Origin of the sequence: Winogradskyella poriferorum, assembly GCF_050618035.1 — a bacterium.
GTDB lineage: Bacteria > Bacteroidota > Bacteroidia > Flavobacteriales > Flavobacteriaceae > Winogradskyella > Winogradskyella poriferorum_A.
Map to the genome: position 1 here is coordinate 1,005,538 of NZ_JBODPY010000001.1, position 22,040 is coordinate 1,027,577.

General features: G+C 35.6%; 15 protein-coding genes. 4 read left to right on the forward strand and 11 right to left on the reverse strand.

Translation table 11 applies throughout. The annotated features are described in order from the left end of the window. Positions 1 to 64: 64 nt before the first annotated feature. The 8 genes from rpsI to ACRHOC_RS04530 all read right to left on the reverse strand — a co-directional run bounded on the left by rpsI (position 65) and on the right by ACRHOC_RS04530 (position 7,938). A complete protein-coding gene (gene rpsI, locus ACRHOC_RS04495) occupies positions 65 to 451 on the reverse strand; it encodes a 30S ribosomal protein S9 (RefSeq protein WP_431157358.1) in 387 nt (128 codons plus the stop codon). Next, entirely contained in the window at positions 451 to 906 is a 456-nt protein-coding gene (gene rplM / locus ACRHOC_RS04500; RefSeq protein WP_431157359.1) for a 50S ribosomal protein L13, read from the reverse strand. The genes rpsI and rplM overlap by 1 nt, the downstream gene beginning before the upstream one ends. Positions 907 to 1,097: 191 nt before the next feature. Next, positions 1,098 to 2,180 (reverse strand): DUF3179 domain-containing protein, encoded by a 1,083-nt coding sequence (locus ACRHOC_RS04505; RefSeq protein WP_431157360.1) that lies wholly within the window; start codon positions 2,178 to 2,180, stop codon positions 1,098 to 1,100. 5 nt (positions 2,181 to 2,185) lie between these two features. After that, positions 2,186 to 3,157, reverse strand: a complete 972-nt coding sequence (locus ACRHOC_RS04510) for a hypothetical protein (RefSeq protein WP_431157361.1) — start codon at positions 3,155 to 3,157, stop codon at positions 2,186 to 2,188. 52 nt (positions 3,158 to 3,209) lie between these two features. Next, positions 3,210 to 3,644, reverse strand: a complete 435-nt coding sequence (locus ACRHOC_RS04515; protein ID WP_431157362.1) for a universal stress protein — start codon at positions 3,642 to 3,644, stop codon at positions 3,210 to 3,212. A gap of 87 nt (positions 3,645 to 3,731) precedes the next feature. After that, positions 3,732 to 4,691: an L-threonylcarbamoyladenylate synthase gene (locus ACRHOC_RS04520; RefSeq protein WP_431157364.1), complete on the reverse strand. Its 960-nt coding sequence runs from the start codon at positions 4,689 to 4,691 to the stop codon at positions 3,732 to 3,734. Positions 4,692 to 4,717: 26 nt separating this feature from the next. After that, complete coding sequence (gene polA / locus ACRHOC_RS04525) at positions 4,718 to 7,561, reverse strand: DNA polymerase I (RefSeq protein ID WP_431157365.1); 2,844 nt, start codon at positions 7,559 to 7,561, stop codon at positions 4,718 to 4,720. Positions 7,562 to 7,677: 116 nt separating this feature from the next. Beyond that, on the reverse strand, positions 7,678 to 7,938 hold the full coding sequence (locus tag ACRHOC_RS04530; protein WP_431157367.1) for a hypothetical protein: 261 nt from the start codon (positions 7,936 to 7,938) through the stop codon (positions 7,678 to 7,680). Between the two features lie 279 nt (positions 7,939 to 8,217). On the opposite strand from ACRHOC_RS04530, the gene ACRHOC_RS04535 reads away from it, so the two are divergent. Further along, positions 8,218 to 9,630 carry an aldehyde dehydrogenase family protein gene (locus tag ACRHOC_RS04535; RefSeq protein ID WP_431157369.1) on the forward strand — a complete coding sequence of 471 codons (1,413 nt, stop codon included), beginning with the start codon at positions 8,218 to 8,220 and terminating at the stop codon, positions 9,628 to 9,630. On the opposite strand, the gene ACRHOC_RS04540 is transcribed toward ACRHOC_RS04535, so the two are convergent. From ACRHOC_RS04540 to ACRHOC_RS04550, 3 genes are read right to left on the reverse strand one after another with little or no spacing between them, the layout of a single operon-like run. Continuing rightward, a complete protein-coding gene (locus ACRHOC_RS04540) occupies positions 9,617 to 10,630 on the reverse strand; it encodes an isoaspartyl peptidase/L-asparaginase family protein (protein ID WP_431157370.1) in 1,014 nt (337 codons plus the stop codon). The two genes, ACRHOC_RS04535 and ACRHOC_RS04540, sit on opposite strands and share 14 nt — an antisense overlap. Further along, complete coding sequence (locus ACRHOC_RS04545; RefSeq protein WP_431157372.1) at positions 10,627 to 11,934, reverse strand: sugar MFS transporter; 1,308 nt, start codon at positions 11,932 to 11,934, stop codon at positions 10,627 to 10,629. The genes ACRHOC_RS04540 and ACRHOC_RS04545 overlap by 4 nt, the downstream gene beginning before the upstream one ends. A gap of 12 nt (positions 11,935 to 11,946) precedes the next feature. Further along, positions 11,947 to 14,904 carry a GH92 family glycosyl hydrolase gene (locus tag ACRHOC_RS04550; protein ID WP_431157374.1) on the reverse strand — a complete coding sequence of 986 codons (2,958 nt, stop codon included), beginning with the start codon at positions 14,902 to 14,904 and terminating at the stop codon, positions 11,947 to 11,949. A gap of 203 nt (positions 14,905 to 15,107) precedes the next feature. On the opposite strand from ACRHOC_RS04550, the gene ACRHOC_RS04555 reads away from it, so the two are divergent. The 3 genes from ACRHOC_RS04555 to ACRHOC_RS04565 all read left to right on the forward strand — a co-directional run bounded on the left by ACRHOC_RS04555 (position 15,108) and on the right by ACRHOC_RS04565 (position 22,039). Beyond that, the gene (locus ACRHOC_RS04555) at positions 15,108 to 17,111 is read left to right on the forward strand and encodes an LruC domain-containing protein (protein ID WP_431157376.1); all 2,004 of its coding nucleotides are present in this window, start codon (positions 15,108 to 15,110) and stop codon (positions 17,109 to 17,111) included. 370 nt (positions 17,112 to 17,481) lie between these two features. Continuing rightward, complete coding sequence (locus ACRHOC_RS04560; protein ID WP_431157378.1) at positions 17,482 to 19,482, forward strand: LruC domain-containing protein; 2,001 nt, start codon at positions 17,482 to 17,484, stop codon at positions 19,480 to 19,482. A 244-nt stretch (positions 19,483 to 19,726) separates the two neighbouring features. Continuing rightward, complete coding sequence (locus tag ACRHOC_RS04565) at positions 19,727 to 22,039, forward strand: beta-N-acetylhexosaminidase (RefSeq protein ID WP_431157380.1); 2,313 nt, start codon at positions 19,727 to 19,729, stop codon at positions 22,037 to 22,039. The last annotated feature ends 1 nt before the right edge of the window (position 22,040 follow it).

Below are 22,040 nucleotides of genomic sequence, written 5' to 3' on the forward strand. Positions count from 1 at the left end.
TTTCAATAAAATAAAATAATTCAGAATCTGAATTTTCAGATTCTGAATTAAGTGTTGTTGGATATTAACGTTTAGAGAACTGGAATTTCTTACGCGCTTTCTTCTGACCGAATTTCTTACGCTCTACCATTCTTGGATCTCTAGTTAATAGACCTTCTGGCTTTAATATTGCTCTGTTTTCATCATCTACTTCGCACATTGCGCGAGATAATGCTAAACGTATAGCTTCCGCCTGGCCGGTGATACCACCTCCATATACGTTAACAGTAATATCAAAGTTGCCATCATTGTTAGTCATGACCAAAGGTTGATTTACTTTGTACTGCAAAGTCGCAGTAGAAAAGTAATCTGCCATGTCTTTTTTGTTCACCGTAATGTTACCTTTTCCTTTGGCAACGTATACACGGGCAACAGCCGTCTTTCTACGGCCAATTTTGTGAATTACTTCCATTAGTTAAATTCTTTTAAATTAATTGTCTTTGGTTTTTGAGCTTCATGAGCGTGCTCAGCACCAGTAACAACTGTTAGGTTACGGAAAAGTTGTGCTCCTAATTTGTTTTTAGGAAGCATACCTTTTACTGACTTTTCTACGATTCTTGTTGGATCTTTCTCAAACAATTCAGTAGCAGTCAGACTTCTTTGTCCACCTGGATAACCTGTATGACGGATATAACTTTTATCTGTCCACTTGTTTCCAGTTAAGTTGATTTTCTCTGCGTTGATAACAATTACGTTATCACCACAATCAACGTGTGGCGTAAAGTTAGGCTTGTGCTTTCCTCTCAACAGTATTGCTACCTTAGAAGCCAAACGACCTAAAGTTTCTCCATCAGCGTCAACTAAAACCCACTCCTTATTTACAGTAGCTTTGTTAGCAGAAACTGTTTTGTAGCTTAATGTATCCACACTAATTTGATTTATAATTGTACCAAATGGTACAATAGATTAAACATTTCTCTCCGAAAAAAGAGTTTGCAAATTTACGATAAACTATTGGATTACCAAACCTCCTTGCAGGTTTTTTTCAATTGAAAATCAGGCCTTTTCAAATGTGGTTTAAAGTGTATCAATTAATCAAGTTAATTCAAGGTTTAAACTTAATAGATTTGAGGGTTTGGATAGAAGGCAGCAGTTGCAAACCACATACTTGTTACATTAATAGGATTGCTCAATTTTTGCCCAACTCTAGGACCATCTAAAACTTCACCAAAAATTGACCATGAATTTCCTTCATTATCCGTTAAAAATACTTCAGAATTATTATAAGCATAACTGTAGTCTAATTGTGTGAAAATGCCACTGACTTCGAAAGCAATAATTATATTTTCATCGCCTGCAATAAGGTAGTTTTTATTTCTAAAACTATCAATTACTACATTACCACCTTGAAAATCTGAGAATTCATATACCTTGGCAAAGTCATCATCTATAATAGTAAAGACCCTCTGCTTATTCGGTAACGCTGGGTTTAAGGGGCTTGGAATAAACAAGAAGAAATCGTCATCTGTTCTGTAAGCACCATATGGATAGGTTCCGTATGGTTTGTCAAAACCAGTTTGGGTTGTTAATACTTCAGAATTTGGATACATGGTTTTCCATGTTCCCCAGTTTGTTTCTACCACATTATAAATTTCTGGCCTTTCACCAATATTATCGCCATTAACACATTGAAGTAACATTTGCGACCAGTTACTATCTGTAACTCTATCATACAAAATCAGGTTACTGTTATATAAAAGACCAGAAACTCCAAAAGTGGTTTCAGTATTTGTTCCAAAACTACTTTCCCATGCGAATGCAGTCCCGGTTAAAGGACAATAAGAAATAGTGATTTTTTCATCTTCAAAGGTGTCATTTACAATTTCGTGCCAATCTAAAATGTAATGCGGATATGCTCTTATCGTGTTGCCTATTTTTATTCCTATAACAATTTCATCATCATCTAAAGTAGTGGCGCTTGCCAAATTAAAATTTGGATTTTCGATAGATGGGATACCGTCCTTTCCTGGGCCTCCATCTTTTACATCCTCAATTGGGATTAACCATGTACTTACAGGATTATTATCATTGCCATTTGATGAGCCGTCTGGATCGTTCTCATTATTTGGTGAATCACTATTACCACAACTATAGAATAGTGCGATTAAAAAGATAATGAATAAAGATTTGAATTTTTTCATAGCAATTAATTTGTTAAAATGGATTGAGGCTTATTAAATAAGTTTACTAAAAACCCTGTAGTTATGCGGTAGGTTGGTGTGAGTTGTATGCCGTCTGGACGGGCATAAAGGGGTAATTCGGCAATTACGTTAAAAGAGGTGTTTTTAAAAACATTTAAGGAAAGACTAGGCATAATAAAAAGCCAATCGCCACCAGTATTAGGCAGATCTATGTTTTGTAGTTTATCCTTTTGCGCATTTCTATATTTTAGTGTTAAACCAGGATTAATTAAGGTCTTCTTAATTAGAAATTGGTCCGTCACACCCAAATAAACTTGTATATCATTACCGAATTCATAAGTGGAATCTCCAAAATAAGTATCATTTTCACCAGTTTGTCTGTAGACCATACGAGTGGTAAATGTCATTGAGGGTCTAAAGTCAAAGTTTTTGGTTGCACTAAGTAAATAGATTAAATCCCATGCATTACTGCCTGGTTGAAGATCTGCATTAAGAACAATACCTTGTTCGCTAGTTTCTGTTGAGGAACCTAAAGGCATTTTTGTGCCTAAACCAAGTGTTAAATTAAAATTCTTTTCAAGGTTTTTAATTAATCTATATCGCAGTACTACTATGGCATCACCAATACCGCTCGTGGCATCTAAGTTTTCCTGGTCAAATTGAGTAATGAGACGTCTTTGATTTACCCAAGTAAATAGTCCTTCGACTGAGAATCTATCACTAAACGAATATCCTGCATTTAATAAAATGGAATGTGTCGTCCTCAACCGAGAATCGTCATTAAGTGTTTCGGTTTCGTTCTTTAAGGTATTTAGATTATTAAAATCGTAGCTGAGACCAACAGAGGCGACATGTCCACCTGAAAACTCTAAACCTATATTATTAGATAAAGGAATACCACCAGAGCAACACGTCTGTCCGTTTAAGCCAAAAGGAGCAAAAGCACATAATAAGACTAATAGGAGTCTAAACTTCATAAAAGGATGGTTGTTCTATGTTTAGACGTCAATAATTAAAATACTTACACCATTAATCTAATGGAATTACCATCACTGGGATTTTTGATTTCTTTATTATGGATTCTGAAACATTACCAAAGAACGCTTCGTAAAATATTCCATGGCTTTGATGGCCCATAATAATAAGATCAATTTCTAAAGTTTCAGCTTTCTGGAGAATTGTTTCTATGGTAGCTCCTTGAATTAATAGCGCTTCACTTTCTATATTATTCTGGTTTAAAGATTCTGCAAAATCCTGAAGATATCTACGTTCTTCTCTTAGTATGTCAGCGCGATTATCTCTTATAAATTGAGGTCCTGCGTCATACCCAACAAAATCTGGATCTGGTGCTGCAACATGAATAAGCCAAACTTTAGAACTAAACTTTTCACCTAACTCTTTTGCTTTCTCAATGAGCAAATTTTCCTTACCCTTAAAATCTACAGATACTAAAATATTTTTCATCACTTTTGAATTTAATTAATTTCCAACCGGAAGGGTTAATCAATTCTTTAAGTTAACGATTAGACTTAAGATAAAATATGAGATTCGTTAGCTTTTAGTTGCTCTAGATAGCCTGTCGTTAATGGACTTACCTAATCCATAGTCTGGGAGTTGCTCTGCGATGATGATATCTAACTCTTGCTCGTCTAACTGATGCAAGGCATCATATAATTTTGAGGCGGCCTCGTCTAGGTTACTCGTTTCAGATAGAACAACCTTAAACTGAATGTTATCATCATTGTGAATATCATTAAAGATTAATAATCCAATGCGTTTATCTGAGTGAGATTTAATGCTTTTGGTTAAATTGTCCGTAAGGATAGTTTTGGTCTTAGGTGCATAATGTCGCTCTAACATCCCTGGAGCATCTGGACTGACTTCCTTTTTGTTTTTGATCTTTATAGGACCAACAACTTTTTCAATCTCTTCGATTGGTGTTGAACCTAATCTATAAATAACAGGTTCATCATCTTCAAATCCAATTATTGTAGACTCAATACCGCTTTTACACGGTCCACCATCGAGTACCATTTTAATGTCCTTTTTAAAGTAACTTTCTACATGTTCTGGTTGAGTTGGACTTATACTACTAAAAGGATTTGCACTAGGAGCCGCTAATGGGAAATCTATATTTTTTAGTAATTCTAAGGTTACAGCATGATTGGGCACACGCACTGCAACAGTTGACTTACCTGCTGTTATATTATCTGGAATAATCTCTTTTTTGGGCAGTACCAGAGTAATTGGGCCAGGCCAAAATACATCAGCCAAACGCTGCGCTTTTTCTGGGATGTGTGTTACGATTTCCTTTAACCAATCTTTGGACCCAATATGTACAATTAATGGGTTGAAACTTGGGCGCTTTTTAGTGGCAAAAATGGCACTTACAGCTTTTTCACTAAAGATGTTTCCAGCCAAACCATAAACTGTTTCGGTTGGGATAGCAACTAATTCTTCATTATTAAGGAGCTTAATAGCTTTTGATATATCTTTAGATATTATAGACACTACAGTAAGATTATATAAAATAAATATTAATGTGCTTCTAACCAATTATCACCAATGTCTAGTTCAACATCTAGAGGGACTTTGAGTTTATAAGCATTTTCCATTTCAGATTTAATTAGATTTTTCATCTCCTCTAATTCTGGCTTAAAGATATCAAACACCAATTCATCATGTACTTGAAGCAACATCTTACTTTTAAAATGCCCTTCTTGTAATTTCTCATGAATTCTAATCATGGCAATCTTAATAATATCTGCAGCACTTCCTTGAATAGGTGCATTCACAGCATTTCTTTCGGCAGCACCTCTTACGACTGCATTACGAGAATTAATGTCTTTTAAATAACGACGTCTTCCGAGTACAGTTTGTACATAACCATTATCTCTGGCAAAATCAACTTGATCTTGGATATAATCTCTAAGTTTTGGATAGGTTGCATAGTAAGTATCAATCAATTCCTTGGATTCACTTCTAGTTAGATTAGTTTGGTTACTCAATCCAAAGGCTGAAACGCCATAGATAATCCCGAAGTTTACCGTTTTGGCATTGCTACGTTGTTCTCTAGTAACTTCAGTTAAAGGCACATTAAATACTTTTGATGCTGTAGATGCATGAATATCTTCACCATTTTTAAAGGCCTCGATCATCGTTTCTTCTTCGCTTAAAGCCGCGATTATGCGGAGTTCAATTTGAGAGTAATCGGCTGCTAGCAACGTATAATCTTCATTTCTTGGCACAAAGGCCTTTCTAACTTGGCGACCACGTTCAGTACGGATAGGAATGTTTTGTAAATTAGGATTGTTACTACTCAATCGACCTGTGGCAGCAACAGTTTGCATATAATCGGTATGTACGCGATGTGTTTGTGGATTCACCTGCTCTGGTAAAGCGTCTACGTAGGTACTTTTTAATTTACTAAGACCTCTATAGTCGAGTATGTTTTTTATTATTTCATGATCCTTTGCTAAATAGCTCAAAACATCTTCTGCAGTAGAATACTGACCAGTTTTGGTTTTTTTTGGCTTATCTACCAGTTTCATTTTTTCAAAAAGTATGATACCCAATTGCTTTGGAGAGGCGATATTAAACTCTTCGCCAGCAGCATCATATATACTTTTTTCTAGATTTACAATATCGTTATTAAGCTGTTCAGACAAAGATCCAAGGAATTCTTTATCTAGATTAATGCCTTCTAGCTCCATCGACGCTAAAACTCGAAGTAATGGAATTTCTATATCATTAAAAAGTTTTTGTGTATTGGCTTCACCTAATTCTTTTTCAAAATGCTCCTTTAATTGTAAGGTGATGTCAGCATCCTCTACAGCATATTCTGTTTGTTTATCAATAGGTACCTCGCGCATAGATAATTGGTTTTTACCTTTTTTACCTATGAGTTCAGTTATCGAAATCGGTGTATAGTTGAGGTAGGTCTTTGCTAGCACATCCATATTGTGACGCATATCTGGATTGATTAGATAATGCGCTAACATGGTGTCAAACAATTTGCCTCTAACATCTATATTGTATTTGGCAAGTACTTTAATATCATATTTTAAGTTCTGACCAATTTTCTCAATATTTTCACTTTCAAAGAATGGTCGGAATTCTTCAATTAAGGATTGTGCCTCGTCTTTATTTTCAGGAAATGGTACATAGAACCCTTTACCTGCTTCCCAAGAAAAAGCAATCCCAACTAATTCAGCTTCTAGTGGATTAATACTTGTAGTTTCTGTGTCAAAACATACAGAGCTTTGATTCAGAAGATTTTTAATAAAGAGTTTGGTCGCCATGCCAGAAGCCACACTTTGGTAGAAATGAGAAGTCGTTTCTGCAGTTTTACGGGTAAACTGATTGGTTTCTTCTACAGTATCATTACTATCACCACCAAATAAGGAAAACTGACCAGCACCGGCAGACTGTGGTTTTTTTGGTGTTGGTTTATTTTCAGTTGTATTGGTTTTAGCAGTAGCAGGTGTAGCTTCGCCATTACCATTAAAAGTTTTGATAAAGTTCTCTGTTAGTCTTCTAAACTCTAGTTCTTGAAAAATTTCCTTTACCTTATCAATATCTGGATGGTCTAATTCAAAGTCCTTAGCATCAAAGGATACAGGCACATCTAGCATAATTCTAGCTAGTTCTTTTGATAGCATGCCTAATTCTCCGTTAGCCTCGACCTTTTCTTTCATCTTTCCTTTAAGTTGGTCTGTATTGGCCAGAAGTCCCTCCATACTACCAAATTGGTTTATGAATTTCTTAGCCGTTTTCTCACCAACGCCAGGCAAACCTGGAATATTATCACTAGAGTCTCCCATCATACCCAGAAAATCAATGACTTGTTCTGGTTTTTCAACTTCAAACTTCTTTTGTACTTCTGGGATACCCCAAGTTTCATAACCACCGCCAAATACAGGCTTATACATAAAGATATTATCTGTAACTAGCTGTGCAAAATCCTTGTCTGGAGTTACCATAAACACCTTATATCCCTCGGTTTCAGCTTGCCTAGACAATGTCCCAATAATATCATCAGCTTCATAGCCTTCTTTTTCTATAATTGGGATATGCATTGCTTTTAGAATATTATGAATATGTGGAACAGCTGTTTTGATACCTTCTGGTGTTTCATCCCTATTGGCTTTGTAAGCTTCATACATTTCTACGCGATCTGCGCTACCACCTTTATCAAAACACACAGCCAAATGATCTGGGCGCTCACGTTTAATAACGTCTAATAGTGAGTTCATAAAACCCATTATAGCTGATGTATCTTCTCCTTTTGAGTTTATTCTTGGATTTTTAATAAACGCATAATAACCACGAAAAATCAATGCATAGGCATCAACTAAAAAAAGGCGTTTCTGATCTGACATAAAAATTGTTTTGAAGTCTATAAAATTACGAAATCTTAAAGTTTATTTTTTTAAGATTATAAAATAAAAAAGGCCAGAACAAGTGTTCTGGCCTTTTATCTATCTATAATAAACTCTTAGCAAAGTTTTACTGTCTTAGTTTTAATTTGAAGACTTTTTCTATAAGCCTTTATGCTTATGATTTCATTACTCTTCTTACGGTTTATTTTTAAAACCTTAGCTTTTGTTTTAGCAGAAATTGTAGCTTTCTTAACAACCACTTTCTCAGCAGTAGTAGTTTCTACTAGTTCAGTATCGTTATTAGCAATAGGCTCTTGCTGCGCAAAGCTTGCTAGAGACATCGTTAAAAATAATATTAATACTAAACCTTTTTTCATAATTGTTTGAAGTTGTTTTTTGTTTTAACTTCGAGACAAATTAACGTCAAAGGTTAGCCTGGTACTTAATATTTTGGATGAATCAAGACGATAATTAGATAACCGGTAATCGATTGTAAAAAACATCGATGAAATACACAATTTCGGCTCGCAGCCCAGTAAAACCGGTGATTTTTAGGATAACAGAAACTGTTTTGTGGATGAACGGTCAAAGAAATGCAAAAACATCGATGAAATGCACAATTTCGGCTTGTATCCCAGTAAACATCAGAGCAAAAAATGACACAAAAAAGTGAAAACCCCTACCATGAGCTTTTTACGAAGCAAAAGGTTAATCAATTCAAGGTTGCGCAAAGTACTTATAATGAGAGAGTTAATAAGTTAGATGCACTTCATCGAGCTATTGAAATCACATACAGAGAGCAAATAAAAGAGGCTTTAAGTAAAGATTTGGGGAAACCAGTAATTGAGTCTGAGTTGTCTGAGATCTATCAGATATTGGGTGATATACGTTATGTAAAGAAGCATTTGCATAAATGGATGCGTAAACAAAAAGTGCATACACCTTTATCACTTTTGGGCTCCAGTTCATACTACATATATGAGCCGAAAGGGGTCTGTTTAATTATATCACCTTGGAATTTCCCTTTTAATCTCACCTTTGGACCTTTAATTTCAGCAATTGCAGCTGGTAATACTGCGATAATAAAGCCTTCAGAGATGACACCGAACTCATCGGCATTGATGGCTACAATAATTATGGATCTCTTTGATAAGGAAGAAGTAGCACTAATTGAGGGTAAGGTTGAGGTATCTACCAAACTTCTAGAATTGCCTTTTAACCATATATTCTTTACGGGTTCGCCGAACGTAGGCAAAATTGTAATGACTGCTGCAGCCAAAAACCTGGCATCAGTTACCCTAGAGCTAGGTGGTAAATCCCCAACTATTATAGATGAAAGTGCAAATATTAAAGAAGCTTCTAAAAAAATTGTTTGGGGTAAATTTCTTAATGCAGGTCAAATATGCGTATCACCTGATTATATTTTAGTAGATGAAAAGGTTAGAGACGAATTTATCGATTCCTGTAAGCGTTGGATCAAAAAGTTTTATTCTGAAGACCCAAAGTCTTCAAATGCTTTTGCTCGAATTGTTACACCAAAACACTATAACAGACTTTTAGGACACCTTGAAAATGCGAAATCACACAACGCCAAAATCGTAGTTGGAGGTGAGTTTGACGAGAACACAAAATTTATTGCCCCAACTATTGTTACAGATCTTAATACTGATGCGACCTTGTTAAATGAAGAGATATTTGGACCTATAATGCCGATAATCTCATACACCAATTTAGATGAGGCTATTGCATATATTAATTCAAAAGAACGACCATTAGCCCTTTACGTCTATAGTAAGAAGAAGTCAAATATTAAAAAGGTAATTAGTAGCACCAGAGCTGGTGGAACTTGCATTAATAATAATGTCATTCATTATGCAAACCACAATTTACCTTTCGGTGGTACCAATAATAGTGGTATCGGTAAAAGTCATGGATTCTTTGGATTTAAAGCCTTTAGCAACCAACGTGCAGTTGTGAAGCAAAACTTTTTTGGCGCTACCGAATTTTTATTTCCTCCTTATGACGGAATCAAGGAGAAGATGGCAAAACTTGTTGTTAAGTGGCTTTAGTTTTATTGAAAAAATCAGATTGTATTTGCTCATTTTTACCATCTTGAAACTTTGTCATGCTAAACCATTGATGGATTGAGTAACTTCCTGTTTCACCTTTTTTATTCACTGCGATATAACCAACCTGAAAGTCCTTATAGTTGCTATTAGGTTTGTTTACAATTCTCCCAATAGCCTCTTCACAAGCCTGCTGAGGTGTCCTTCCTTGACGCATCAACTCAACGACTAAAAAGCTACCTACTGTTTTTACAACTTCTTCGCCCAGGCCAGTTGCTACACAGGCACCTATCTCATTATCAACAAATAAACCGGAACCAATAATTGGTGAATCTCCAACACGACCAGACATTTTATACGCAAGACCACTAGTTGTGCAGGCGCCAGAGATATCTCCATTTTTATCTATGGCTAGCATACCGATTGTATCGTGATTTTCAATGTTAATGATCGGTTTATATTCACTTTTTAAGTTCCACTCTTCCCACGCTTCTTTAGAGGCTTCTGTAAGAAGATTTTCGGGTTCAAATCCTTCTGAGATAGCAAATTGCTTTGCGCCGTCTCCTGCAAGAATGACATGAGGCGTATTTTCCATGACTTTGCGTGCGACAGAAACCGCATGTTTTATGTCTTTAAGAAAAACGACTGACCCACAGTTTCCATGTTTATCCATTATACAGGCATCTAAGGTGACCTTTCCGTCTCGATCTGGTAAGCCACCTTTACCTACTGATTGTCCCTTTTCATTGGCTTCTTCAACTCTACAGCCTTGTTCTACTGCATCTAATGATGAACCACCAGCTTGCAAAACTTCCATGGCTTTGGCTGTTGCATTTTCAACATGCCAAGTTGCAATAACCAATGGTAATGAAGACGTTGTTGATGTGGTAACAGGAGTTACAAGTTTATTCTCAGCATTTTCGTTACAAGACATTAAAGTATGTCCTAAAGCAATACCTGCACCTGACAGCGATGCCTTTTTTATAAATTTTCTTCTCTTCATGCCATTGATTTTTTAGAATTTCTGTAACCGTACCATAAGATGTATCCATAACATAATATGATGAAGACTAATGCGACTTTAAAGCCAAAGTTGTCGGTAAACTTCCCATATAAAGGCGGTATAATTGCACCACCAACAATGGCAGTACATAATAAACCAGACCCTTTTGGTTTTAATTCACCAATACCATCAATAGCCAAAGTGAATATCGTTGGGAACATTATTGAATTAAATAACCCTACTGCTAATATGCTCCACATGCTTACCAATCCTGATGTACTAATTGATATTATAATAAGCGAAATGGCAAGGGTGGCAAAAATACCCAGGACCTTACCTGGTTTCATAATTTTAGTTAGATAAGAACCAATGAACCTACCAATCATTGCACCAGACCAATAAAAGGTGACAAATACACCTACTATGGCTTTATTATCGTTTTCTGCTAGACCTGAGTTAAGAATACTTTCGGCAATAGATCTCATAAAACTGTTATTTTTTATGACATCGACCATATTCATATCTAGAAAATAATTAACCAAATAACTACCTATGGCAACCTCTGCACCGACATAAAAGAATATACCTAAAACGCCAAGCATTAAGTTCTTTTGCTTAAAGGCATCTGCATAAGTGCCTGTTGATGTTTCACTAATAAGTTTTGGAAGCTTAGCAAAAAAGAATATTCCAGCAATCATTAAAATAAAAACAGCAAGACCAAGGAAGGGGTTTTGCACAGCTGATGCTTCACTCGTTAAATATGCTTCTTTGGCAGTTTCTGAAAGTGCGGCAATTTCATCTTTTGTTTTTATGGTGTCACTTAAAATGAATAAAGCACCAACTGCTGGCGCTATAGCAGTACCGAGTGAGTTAAAAGCTTGGGATAAATTAAGTCGACTTGATGCACCATCTTCAGAACCTAATACTGCAACGTAGGGATTAGCGGCAACTTGTAGAATAGTCATACCACCAGCAAGTATAAAGTAGGCGAGCATAAAAATTCCAAATACGCGATAGGATGCGGCTGGATAAAATAATAAGCACCCTAAAGCCATAGTAAATAACCCTAAAATGATGCCTCGTTTATATCCAATTTTAGATAAGATATAACTTGCAGGAATGGACAACAAAAAGTAGGCACCAAAAAAAGCAAACTGAACCATACCAGCTTGGAAATAGGTGAGTGTAAAAAGTTCTCTCAATCGAGGAATTAAGGAGTCTACTAAAACTGTGATAAATCCCCATAAAAAGAATAAGGTTGTTAAAAGTATAAAGGAGGAGCGATAAGATTTAGATTGATTCATTTTGAGTTAGTTTTATTTTATTGAGATTTCATCTACAAAAATCCAAGCTTTACCATCCATGGAGTGACCAATATGCCAGTCTGGTACATCACCAAGTTTTTTAGCAATAATTTTTATAAAGCGGTAGCCTTCATTTTTAAAAGCTAAAAATTGAACGGTCTTTATTTCTATTTCATCATTCTTTTTAGAAGTGTCGATTATACGCGTTCCTTTTTCAATAGGATTAAAATTAATTCCATCACTAGAGACTAGGCAAGTCACTTCTGTTGGGTAGAAGATCCAAGCGCCTTGGTCCCTCAAGAAATTAACTTTCACTTCTTCAATGGGTTTATTCGAACCTAAGTCTACAGTTGCAACAAGATCTGTATTCCAATAGCCTTGCCAACTTCCAGTTCTGTAGTTTTTAGTGCTTCTAATACCATCAATAAGAGCATCATTGCCTCCTGCGGCATATTGGTTGGCGTATTCACTATCCAGTTTTATACTCAGGTTGGGATCTATTTTAAAAAACGGAGTTGTTAGTGTTGGGCTTTTTAGAGCGCCTTTTTCTGAATAAAGTCTAACTTCTGAATTGTCAGTAATAAGGAATGGTTCCTCATATAATTTAAAGTCATTATCATTTAAGGCGTAGAAGATTTTTGTATCTTCCTCTGATGTGTTTAAAACAACCTGTGTAGAATCTCTAAATGTAATATCGCCATTTTCGATGTAAGGTGAAGGCAGAATTATGTGGTCAGTAATTTCAGTGGTTGGTACTTGTCTGTCTCTACTTCCCCAAATGGCAGGATTATCGTTCATATAGAATTCTAAAGTGCCTCCTTCCATTATTTCATTATGCGTAAGGTAGGTTCTGTCTAAGTTTTCACCATTTAAGTAAACAGACTCTATATACTTATTAGTATCACTAAGATCATAACTTTTTATAGTAAAGACATTACCGTTTTCAAGATTTATGGAAGCTTTATCAAAAAATGGCGTTCCTATGATATATTGATTGTTCCCTGGAGTAACAGGATAAAATCCCATAGAAGAAAAGACATACCAAGCACTCATCTGACCGCAATCTTCATTTCCAGAAATTCCGTCAGGGTCATTTTTATAAAGAGTATTTAAAATGTCATAAACCTTTTCCATTGTTTTGTGCGGACGGCCAACAAAGTTGTATAAATAAGCCATGTGATGGCTAGGTTCGTTACCATGTGCGTATTGTCCAATCAACCCAGTGATATCCGCTTGATTCCTGCCAGACGTTTCAGAATTTGCGGTAAATAATTCATCCAATTGAGCTTCAAGAGCTTTTGGTCCACCCAGTAAATTCATAAATCCATTAATATCCTGAGGAACATAAAAACTATACTGCCATGCGTTGGCTTCGGTATAATTAAAATTAACCTCATACGGATCAAAAGGAGAGAACCATGTGTTTCTAAATCGACCTCTCATGAACTTGCTTTCTGGATCAAAGACATTTTTATAGTATTGGGCACGCTGAATATAAGTTTCGTAGTCCTCATCCTTACCCATAGCTTTGGCCATCTGGGCAATCGTCCAGTCGTCATAAGCGTATTCTAGTGTTTTGGAAACTGATTCGCTCTCTTCATCAACAGGAATGAAACCATACTTTTTATAAGCTTCTAAACCAAACTTATTTCTGGTTGCAGAATGCTTCATGGCTTCGAAGGCCTTTTCAGTGTCGTAGTCTTTTATACCTTTTAAATACGCATCTGCTAACACCGGAACTGCGTGATAACCAATCATACAATCCGTATAATTAGCGGATAAATCCCACATTGGCATTATACCACCTTCGTCATATTTTGCCAAGAATGTATTGATGAAATGATTAGTACGATCTTGCTCTATTATAGTGTAAAGTGGATGCGCTGCTCTATAGGTATCCCATAAGGAAAAGACGGTATAATAATCGAAATCTGCATGATGTACATTAAGATCCATACCTCTGTAACGGCCATCAACATCTTGATAACGATTTGGGGCAATCATGGTATGATATAAAGCCGTATAGAAATTAGTTTTTTTATCAATATCATCACTTTCAACAACTATTTTATTTAGCTGGTTTTCCCAGTATGCTTCGGCTTCATTTTTGACAGTTTCAAACGACTTATTTCCTATTTCGGCATATAGATTATCCCTTGCGCCCTTTTCATCTACAGCAGAAATACCAACCTTAATAAAAACCGGGTCGTTTGTTGGATTTTCAAATCGTAAAACAGCTTTTTTACTTTCAAATTTGTAATTTTTTACAACTGCAACGCCATCTCCTTCATCATAAACAATGTTGCTTATTGGATGCGAAAACTTGATATGGTAAAATAATCGCTGGTCTTTTGCCCAAGCTGAAGAATGGCGGTAACCATTAATTTCAAAATCGTTTAATTTTTGAATTTTGTAGTCTATAAGTTTGTCTCTATGGTCTAGATCTAAGACTAAATATTGATCATCTTTTGACGGATATTGGTATTTATGAATACCACTTCGCAACGATACTGTTAATTCCACATCGATATTCGTAGAATCTAGTTTTACCTTATAGTAACCAGGTGAAGCACTCTCGTTATCATGACTAAAATGTGCTCTATACCCTGCTTTTCCATCCGCACCGTTATTAAAATTAATTCGATCGGTAGGCATTAATAAAACATCACCATAATCGCTAATACCTGTACCACTCAAATGCGTATGAGAAAACCCATAGATATAACTATCTGTATAGTGGTAACCAGAGCAACCATCCCAACCCTCAAGGCGTGTGTCTGGACTTAATTGCATCATACCAAATGGCAGTGTTGCACCAGGATAAGTATGACCATGACCTCCCGTACCTATAAAGGTATTTACATAGTTTATAAGTGGTTGGCCTTTTTGCGCTTCGGGAATAGTACTAGGGTAGTTGCAACTTAAAATTAAAGTCAAGATGACCAAAACAGCAAATAGTTTAAGCTTCATCAAAAAAGATTACGAATTTTATAGCATCTAATATACTAAAATGCAATTCAAGTTTAGATTGAAAAAAGGACAATCTTAGTAGATATTCTATTCGTCTTGACTAATGCAAGGCTGGTCGCTTTGAAACCGTAATTGAGCGAATTTAATCTCCTTATGTGCTTAAAGTTAACGTTATTTATTTGTGATAAAAACCAGATTAAACAATGAAATATTCCAGTCTTACGTTATCGCTGTTATTTTTTATTTTTCTCACATGTAGTCCGGAAATAGAAAGTACTGAAGATGCTCAGTATGAGCAACCCAATAATGAAATAACTGAGTTGAATGTACCTAATGATTTTAATTTTAGAACTACTCAGGAGATTGAAATGCAGGTTGAAGTAAATAGTATATTGGGGACGCCACTTTCTGATGTGAAAATTAGCTTTTTTACTAAGCACCCAGATTCAGGCGGTAAGTATTTGACTTCTGTTTTTACCGATTCAAATGGTAAAGTAAATAATAAAATTCAAGTCCCAACTTATTTAGAGGAGATATTCGTTCAAGTTCATAGTACTGGTTTTGCAACTCAAAAAACTGAAATTTTATCACCATTTGTAAATTTAGAATTTGGAGGAATTCCAATTGAAAGGACAATTGAAAACACCAATAGAAGTAGTTTTGATCCAATTCCTATTACCGATAATTATTACTATATGGGGAGTTATAACGAAGGAAATTGGAAGGGTTTGCCTCATTATCTCGAAGATCAAGGGGATAACTTGAGTCAAGAATTTTTAAATAGTGTTAATGCCTCGTTGCCTGAAAATCAACCAGTGCCAACTTATAATCCAGAGTATTTGACATCAGGGAATGAGCTCGATGTGGTTGTTTTAGAACAAAGTGAAGTGTGGGTAACTTTTGTGACTGAAGGGGCAGGCTATCGTAATGCATTAGGATACTACGTCTTTGAAACCAATAATCCTCCTGCCAATGTGAGTGAGATAGATTCAATTTTCGTTGTGTTACCAAACGCTTCCCTAGCAGGTGCTGGTGGTGAGCTTAATGCAGGTGATAAAATCAAACTTGGAACTTTTCAATCAGGTCAGTCTATATCTTGGGTGCTTTTTCAAAATGCATGGACCGGAACAGGAGTGAATACAAATGCTACTAAATTTTATTCACGAGATGATTTCAATACAGTAGAAAGCAATCCGAATAAGCGACAGCATACTGTACAGTTGGCAGATTTTGGTAATCAAAGATTATTAAATGGATTTGAAGACCAAACACGATCCCATAGTAGTGATAATGACTTCAATGATTTAGTTTTTTATGTTTCAGCGAATCCTTGGGAGGCTATTGAAACTGGAAGTATTCCAGAAGTCACGCCGAGTGCAGATGGCGATGGTGATGGTATTTCAGATGAAAATGATGATTTTCCTGATGATCCCTTAAGAGCACTTCGAAACACATATGAGGGTTCATTGGCTTTTGAAGATCTTTGGCCTGCTCAAGGCGACTATGATTTTAATGATATGGTAATTGATTATGAAATAGATCATATTTTAAATGGAAGTAATCTCTTGGTAGATATAGAGGCAGAGTGGACTGTAAAAGCTCTATTTGCAAGTTTTGATAATGGTTTTGGAATACAATTAAATAACCTTGCATCTAATGATGTAAATAGTGTCAGTGGTGTGAATATAAATAATGGAATAATTTCTCAAAACGGAAATGGAACTGAAGCCAATCAAGAAAATGCAACCGTTATTATTTTTGATAGTGCCTTTGATGTAGTTCAGGCATCTGGTAGTCTTTTTCCTCACACATCACCAACAACGAGCATAAATACTACGATTAATTTTGATAATCCGGTTTCTCAAAGTGTAACTGGTTATCCGCCGTATAATCCATTTATTTTTGTTAACGGTGATCGAAGTAAGGAAGTGCATTTACCCGGACTTGTGCCAACGGATCTTGCAGACTTAAGTTTTTTTGGAACATCTTCAGATGCAAGTAACGCTGCTAATGGGTATTATTATAAAACATTAAACGGATTACCGTGGGCAATTAATATTCCAGAATCTTTCGATTTTCCTGAAGCTGGAATTCCCATCAACGAAGCTTATTATAATTTTGCATTATGGGCTATAAGTGGAGGGAATTCTAATCAAGACTGGTATCGTGATTTGCCTGGAAATAGGAACGAAAGCAAAATTTATTAATGTAGGTTATGATTTGGTTTGAGATGGTCTCGGATGTCTTTCTAAGCATTCGAGACTTTTTATTAAGATGGTTCTAACCACAGTTTTAATGACTAATCTGTGTTTTTAATATGAGGCTAGACAATCCTTAATATACTACGAAATAAACAGAGATCTTGATAGACTCTGTTGCATAAAGATGACTAATTTTAATGCATTTAACCAACTAAAAACAAGGTAAGTTTAGAATTTATTTAAGACCATAAAGTAGTCATTTAGCTAATCTATATTTACCGATGATTAGTCGCTTAATTTTAGTCGTTGGGCGAATTTTGTCATATATATTGTTAAAAGGTAACGTTTTTTGTGAGAAGTTAAAATCAATTATATTATGGAAATTAGACTTTACAAATTATACTCAATACTTTTCTTTCTTTGCTCTTGCACTTCAAATATAGATAGTAATGAGGGTACTCATACTGATCAATTGATTAATGAAATAACTGAATTAGAAATACCTAACAGTTTTAATTACAAAACAACTGAAGAAATTGAGATTGAAATTGAAGTTAAGTCTATTGAAGGTCAAGTACTATCGGGTATAAAAGTAAGTTTCTTCACAGATAATCCTGACTTTGGTGGTGTATATTTAGCGTCTGCATTAACTGACATGACTGGAAATATAAATACAAAAATTCAGATCCCAACTTATGTAGAGAATTTATTTGTTCATGTTCATAGTGTTGGTTTTGCAAACCAGAAAATGATAAATGTGACACCATATATAAACTTGGAGTTTGGGGGTCTACCATCTGATAGGTCTATTATTAATAGCAATCGAATGAATTTTGATCCAATTCCTATTTCTGATAATTATTATTACATGGGTAGTTATAATGAGGGCCATTGGAAAGGCTTACCTCATTATCTCGAAGATCAAGGGGATAACTTGAGTCAAGAATTTCTCAATAGTGTTAGTGCGTCACTTCCTGACAGAAGAGTGCCTTGGTATAATCCAGAATATTTAACCACAGGGAATGAACTTGATATTGAAGTAATTGAATCCAGTGAAGTGTTTGTAACATTTGTTGGTGAGGGTGCTGGTTATCGCAATGCATTAGGATACTACGTCTTTGAAACCAATAATCCTCCTGCCAATGTTAGTGAGATTGATTCAATTTTCGTTGTATTACCCAATGCATCGTTGGTAAATTCATATGGAGAACTTAATGCAGGGGACAAAATAAAATTAGGGGATTTTGACCCTGGACAGACCATTTCATGGGTGCTTTTTCAAAATGCATGGACAGGAACAGGAGTAGATGTTAATGCGACAAAGTTTTTCTCAAGGATTGATTTCAATACAGTAGAAAGTGATCCGAATAAGCGTCAACATACTGTACAGTTGGCAGACTTTGGAAATCAATTGTTATTGAACGGTTTTGAGGATATGACGCGTTCAACTGGAAGTGATGATGATTTTAATGATTTAATTTTTTATGTTTCTGCGAATCCCTGGGAGGGTATAAATACAGGAGATATGCCAATAACAACTCCTGTGACAGATAACGATGGTGATGGTATAACAGATGAAAATGATGATTTTCCTGATGATCCCTTAAGAGCACTTCGAAACACATATGAGGGTTCATTGGCTTTTGAAGATCTTTGGCCTGCTCAAGGCGACTATGATTTTAATGATATGGTAATTGATTATGAAATAGATCATATTTTAAATGGAAGTAATCTCTTGGTAGATATAGAGGCAGAGTGGACTGTAAAAGCTCTATTTGCAAGTTTTGATAATGGTTTTGGAATACAATTAAATAACCTTGCATCTAATGATGTAAATAGTGTCAGTGGTGTGAATATAAATAATGGAATAATTTCTCAAAACGGAAATGGAACTGAAGCCAATCAAGAAAATGCAACCGTTATTATTTTTGATAGTGCCTTTGATGTAGTTCAGGCATCTGGTAGTCTTTTTCCTCACACATCACCAACAACGAGCATAAATACTACGATTAATTTTGATAATCCGGTTTCTCAAAGTGTAACTGGTTATCCGCCGTATAATCCATTTATTTTTGTTAACGGTGATCGAAGTAAGGAAGTGCATTTACCCGGACTTGTGCCAACGGATCTTGCAGACTTAAGTTTTTTTGGAACATCTTCAGATGCAAGTAACGCTGCTAATGGGTATTATTATAAAACATTAAACGGATTACCGTGGGCAATTAATATTCCAGAATCTTTCGATTTTCCTGAAGCTGGAATTCCCATCAACGAAGCTTATTATAATTTTGCATTATGGGCTATAAGTGGAGGGAATTCTAATCAAGACTGGTATCGTGATTTGCCTGGAAATAGGAACGAAAGCAAAATTTATTAATGTAGGTTATGATTTGGTTTGGGATGGTCTCGGATGTCTTTCTAAGCATTCGAGACTTTCTGTGTTTATTGAAAATTTCGTTTGTTTAACCTGATTCTAAGATTTTGACTTCATAATCTTTAATTCTTTGATAATTTGGCTAATCTGACAGCTTGGGTATAATTAATAAACTTCAAAATGAAGATTATCTTTTAGGAGTCCTGTAAAAAAAGATTCCTAAATTTAATCCATCTAATATACTAAAATGCATCTCAAGGCCTTCTTATACTTTTCTGTTTTATTGCTGTTTTTTGTGGCTTGTGAACAGGACATTGCTGAGGCAGAGGACTTGACCATAATTCCCATTCCACAATCTGTGGTGGTTCAAGATGGGAAGTTCGAATTTAATAGTGAAACTACTCTAAATACAGACACTTCTTTTTCTGTGAGCTCTGATTTTTTTCGCAGTTATATTAAGGATGGTACAGGTATAGATTTAAAAACTGGTAGCGATATTGAGTTTTTAAAAGATCCGAAATTAGACGAAGAGGCTTACCGTTTGACTGTTTCAAAATCAAAAATTAGAATTGAGGCAAGTACAGATAGAGGTGCATTTTATGCCGTACAGACTTTAAGGCAACTAATGCCTGTTTCGATTGAAAGGAGTGAAGGCCCTAAGCAATTTGATTTACCAATATTAACTATTGAAGACAGTCCATCGTTTAGTTACCGTGGGATGCACTTGGATGTAGGGAGACATATGTATTCAGTAGAATTTATTAAGAAATATATTGATGCCTTGGCCATGCTAAAAATGAACACCTTTCATTGGCATTTAACGGAAGATCAAGGTTGGCGAATAGAAATAAAAAAGTACCCTAAGCTACAAACTATAGCGGCCTATAGGGATGAAACCTTGGTTGGCCACTATAGTGATCAACCACATCAGTTTGATGGGAAACGATATGGTGGATTCTATTCGCAAGAGGAAATTAAAGAAGTTGTTGCCTATGCCAATAATCGATTTGTAACTATAATTCCAGAAATTGAGATGCCTGGTCATAGTCAGGCAGCAATTGCGGCTTATCCAGAATTGGGATGCTCAGGAGAACAAGTTGAGGTGGCAAAAAAATGGGGCGTTTTTGAAGAGGTCTATTGCACTAGTGAAGCGACTTTTCAATTTTTAGAAGATGTCATCGATGAGGTGATTACGCTATTTCCAGGGAAGTATATTCATATTGGAGGAGATGAAGCCCCTAAAACACGCTGGAAAAACTGCAAACATTGTCAGGAACTGATTAAAGAAAAAGACTTAGGAGATGAACGTGGTTTGCAGAGCTACTTCATCGCTCGAATGGAGCGGTATATTAACTCTAAAGGTAAACAGATTATTGGTTGGGACGAAATTCTTGAAGGTGGATTAGCACCAAATGCGACGGTAATGTCTTGGCGCGGATTAAGTGGTGCAATTGAGGCGGCAAAATCTAGTCATGATGTTATTATGACACCAACATCACATTGCTACTTTGACTATTATCAATCTGAAAATGATAATGAACCTTTAGCAATTGGCGGCTACTTACCACTAGAGAAAGTATATAATTTTAATCCTATTCCAGATGAGCTCTCGACCGAAGATTCCAAATTTGTTCTTGGTGCCCAAGGAAATATTTGGACAGAGTATATGCCAACTGAAGACCAAGTAGAATATATGGCCTTTCCTCGGATATTAGCGATGAGTGAAGTGGTTTGGTCCCATTCAACAAATAAGAATTATGAGGAATTTGTATGTAGAGTTGCTCATATGCATACTAGACTTGATGCATTGGATATTAACTATGCAAATCATTTGTATGAAATTGAAGGGCAGATGATAAAGAAGGACAATACATCAAAATTTGAATTGTCGACAGAACTTAAAAATCAGACTATTAGATATACTTTAGATGGTACCGAACCAAATGAAAATTCGAAAGTATACAATGGGCCAATTTCAATTTCTGAAAGCAGTATCATCAAAGCAGTTGTTTTTGATGGTCAACAAGCACTTAGTAAGGTATTTACTCAAAGTATTAATTATCATAAGGGACTGGATGCTAATATCACGATTGATAAAGTACCTCATGAGGCCTATTCGGGAAGTGGTGCCGAAGGATTGATGAACGGAATTTCTGGTAGTGATAAACGCTATGGTGATAAAGAATGGTTGGGATTTTGGGGTGAAGATATTGAGATAACAATTGAATTTGACAAACCAACCAAGATTAATTCAATTCAATCAAGATTTTATAATTCACCTGGTCAATGGATATATTCACCAGATATTTATGATTACTTGGTGTTACAAGAGCCAAGTGAGTTTTGGCAGGATACAACACATATTCTAGGGTTACCGGAAATGACAATAAATCCTAAATTCAAATTATTAAATATTCAGTTCGATGAAATCGAAAGCGATTTATATACTGAAACCAGAAAAATAATATTAACTATTCCAAATTATGGAATAATTCCAGAAGGAAAACAAGGAGCAGGTAATAAGGCATGGACCTTTATAGATGAAATTATTATAAACTAAT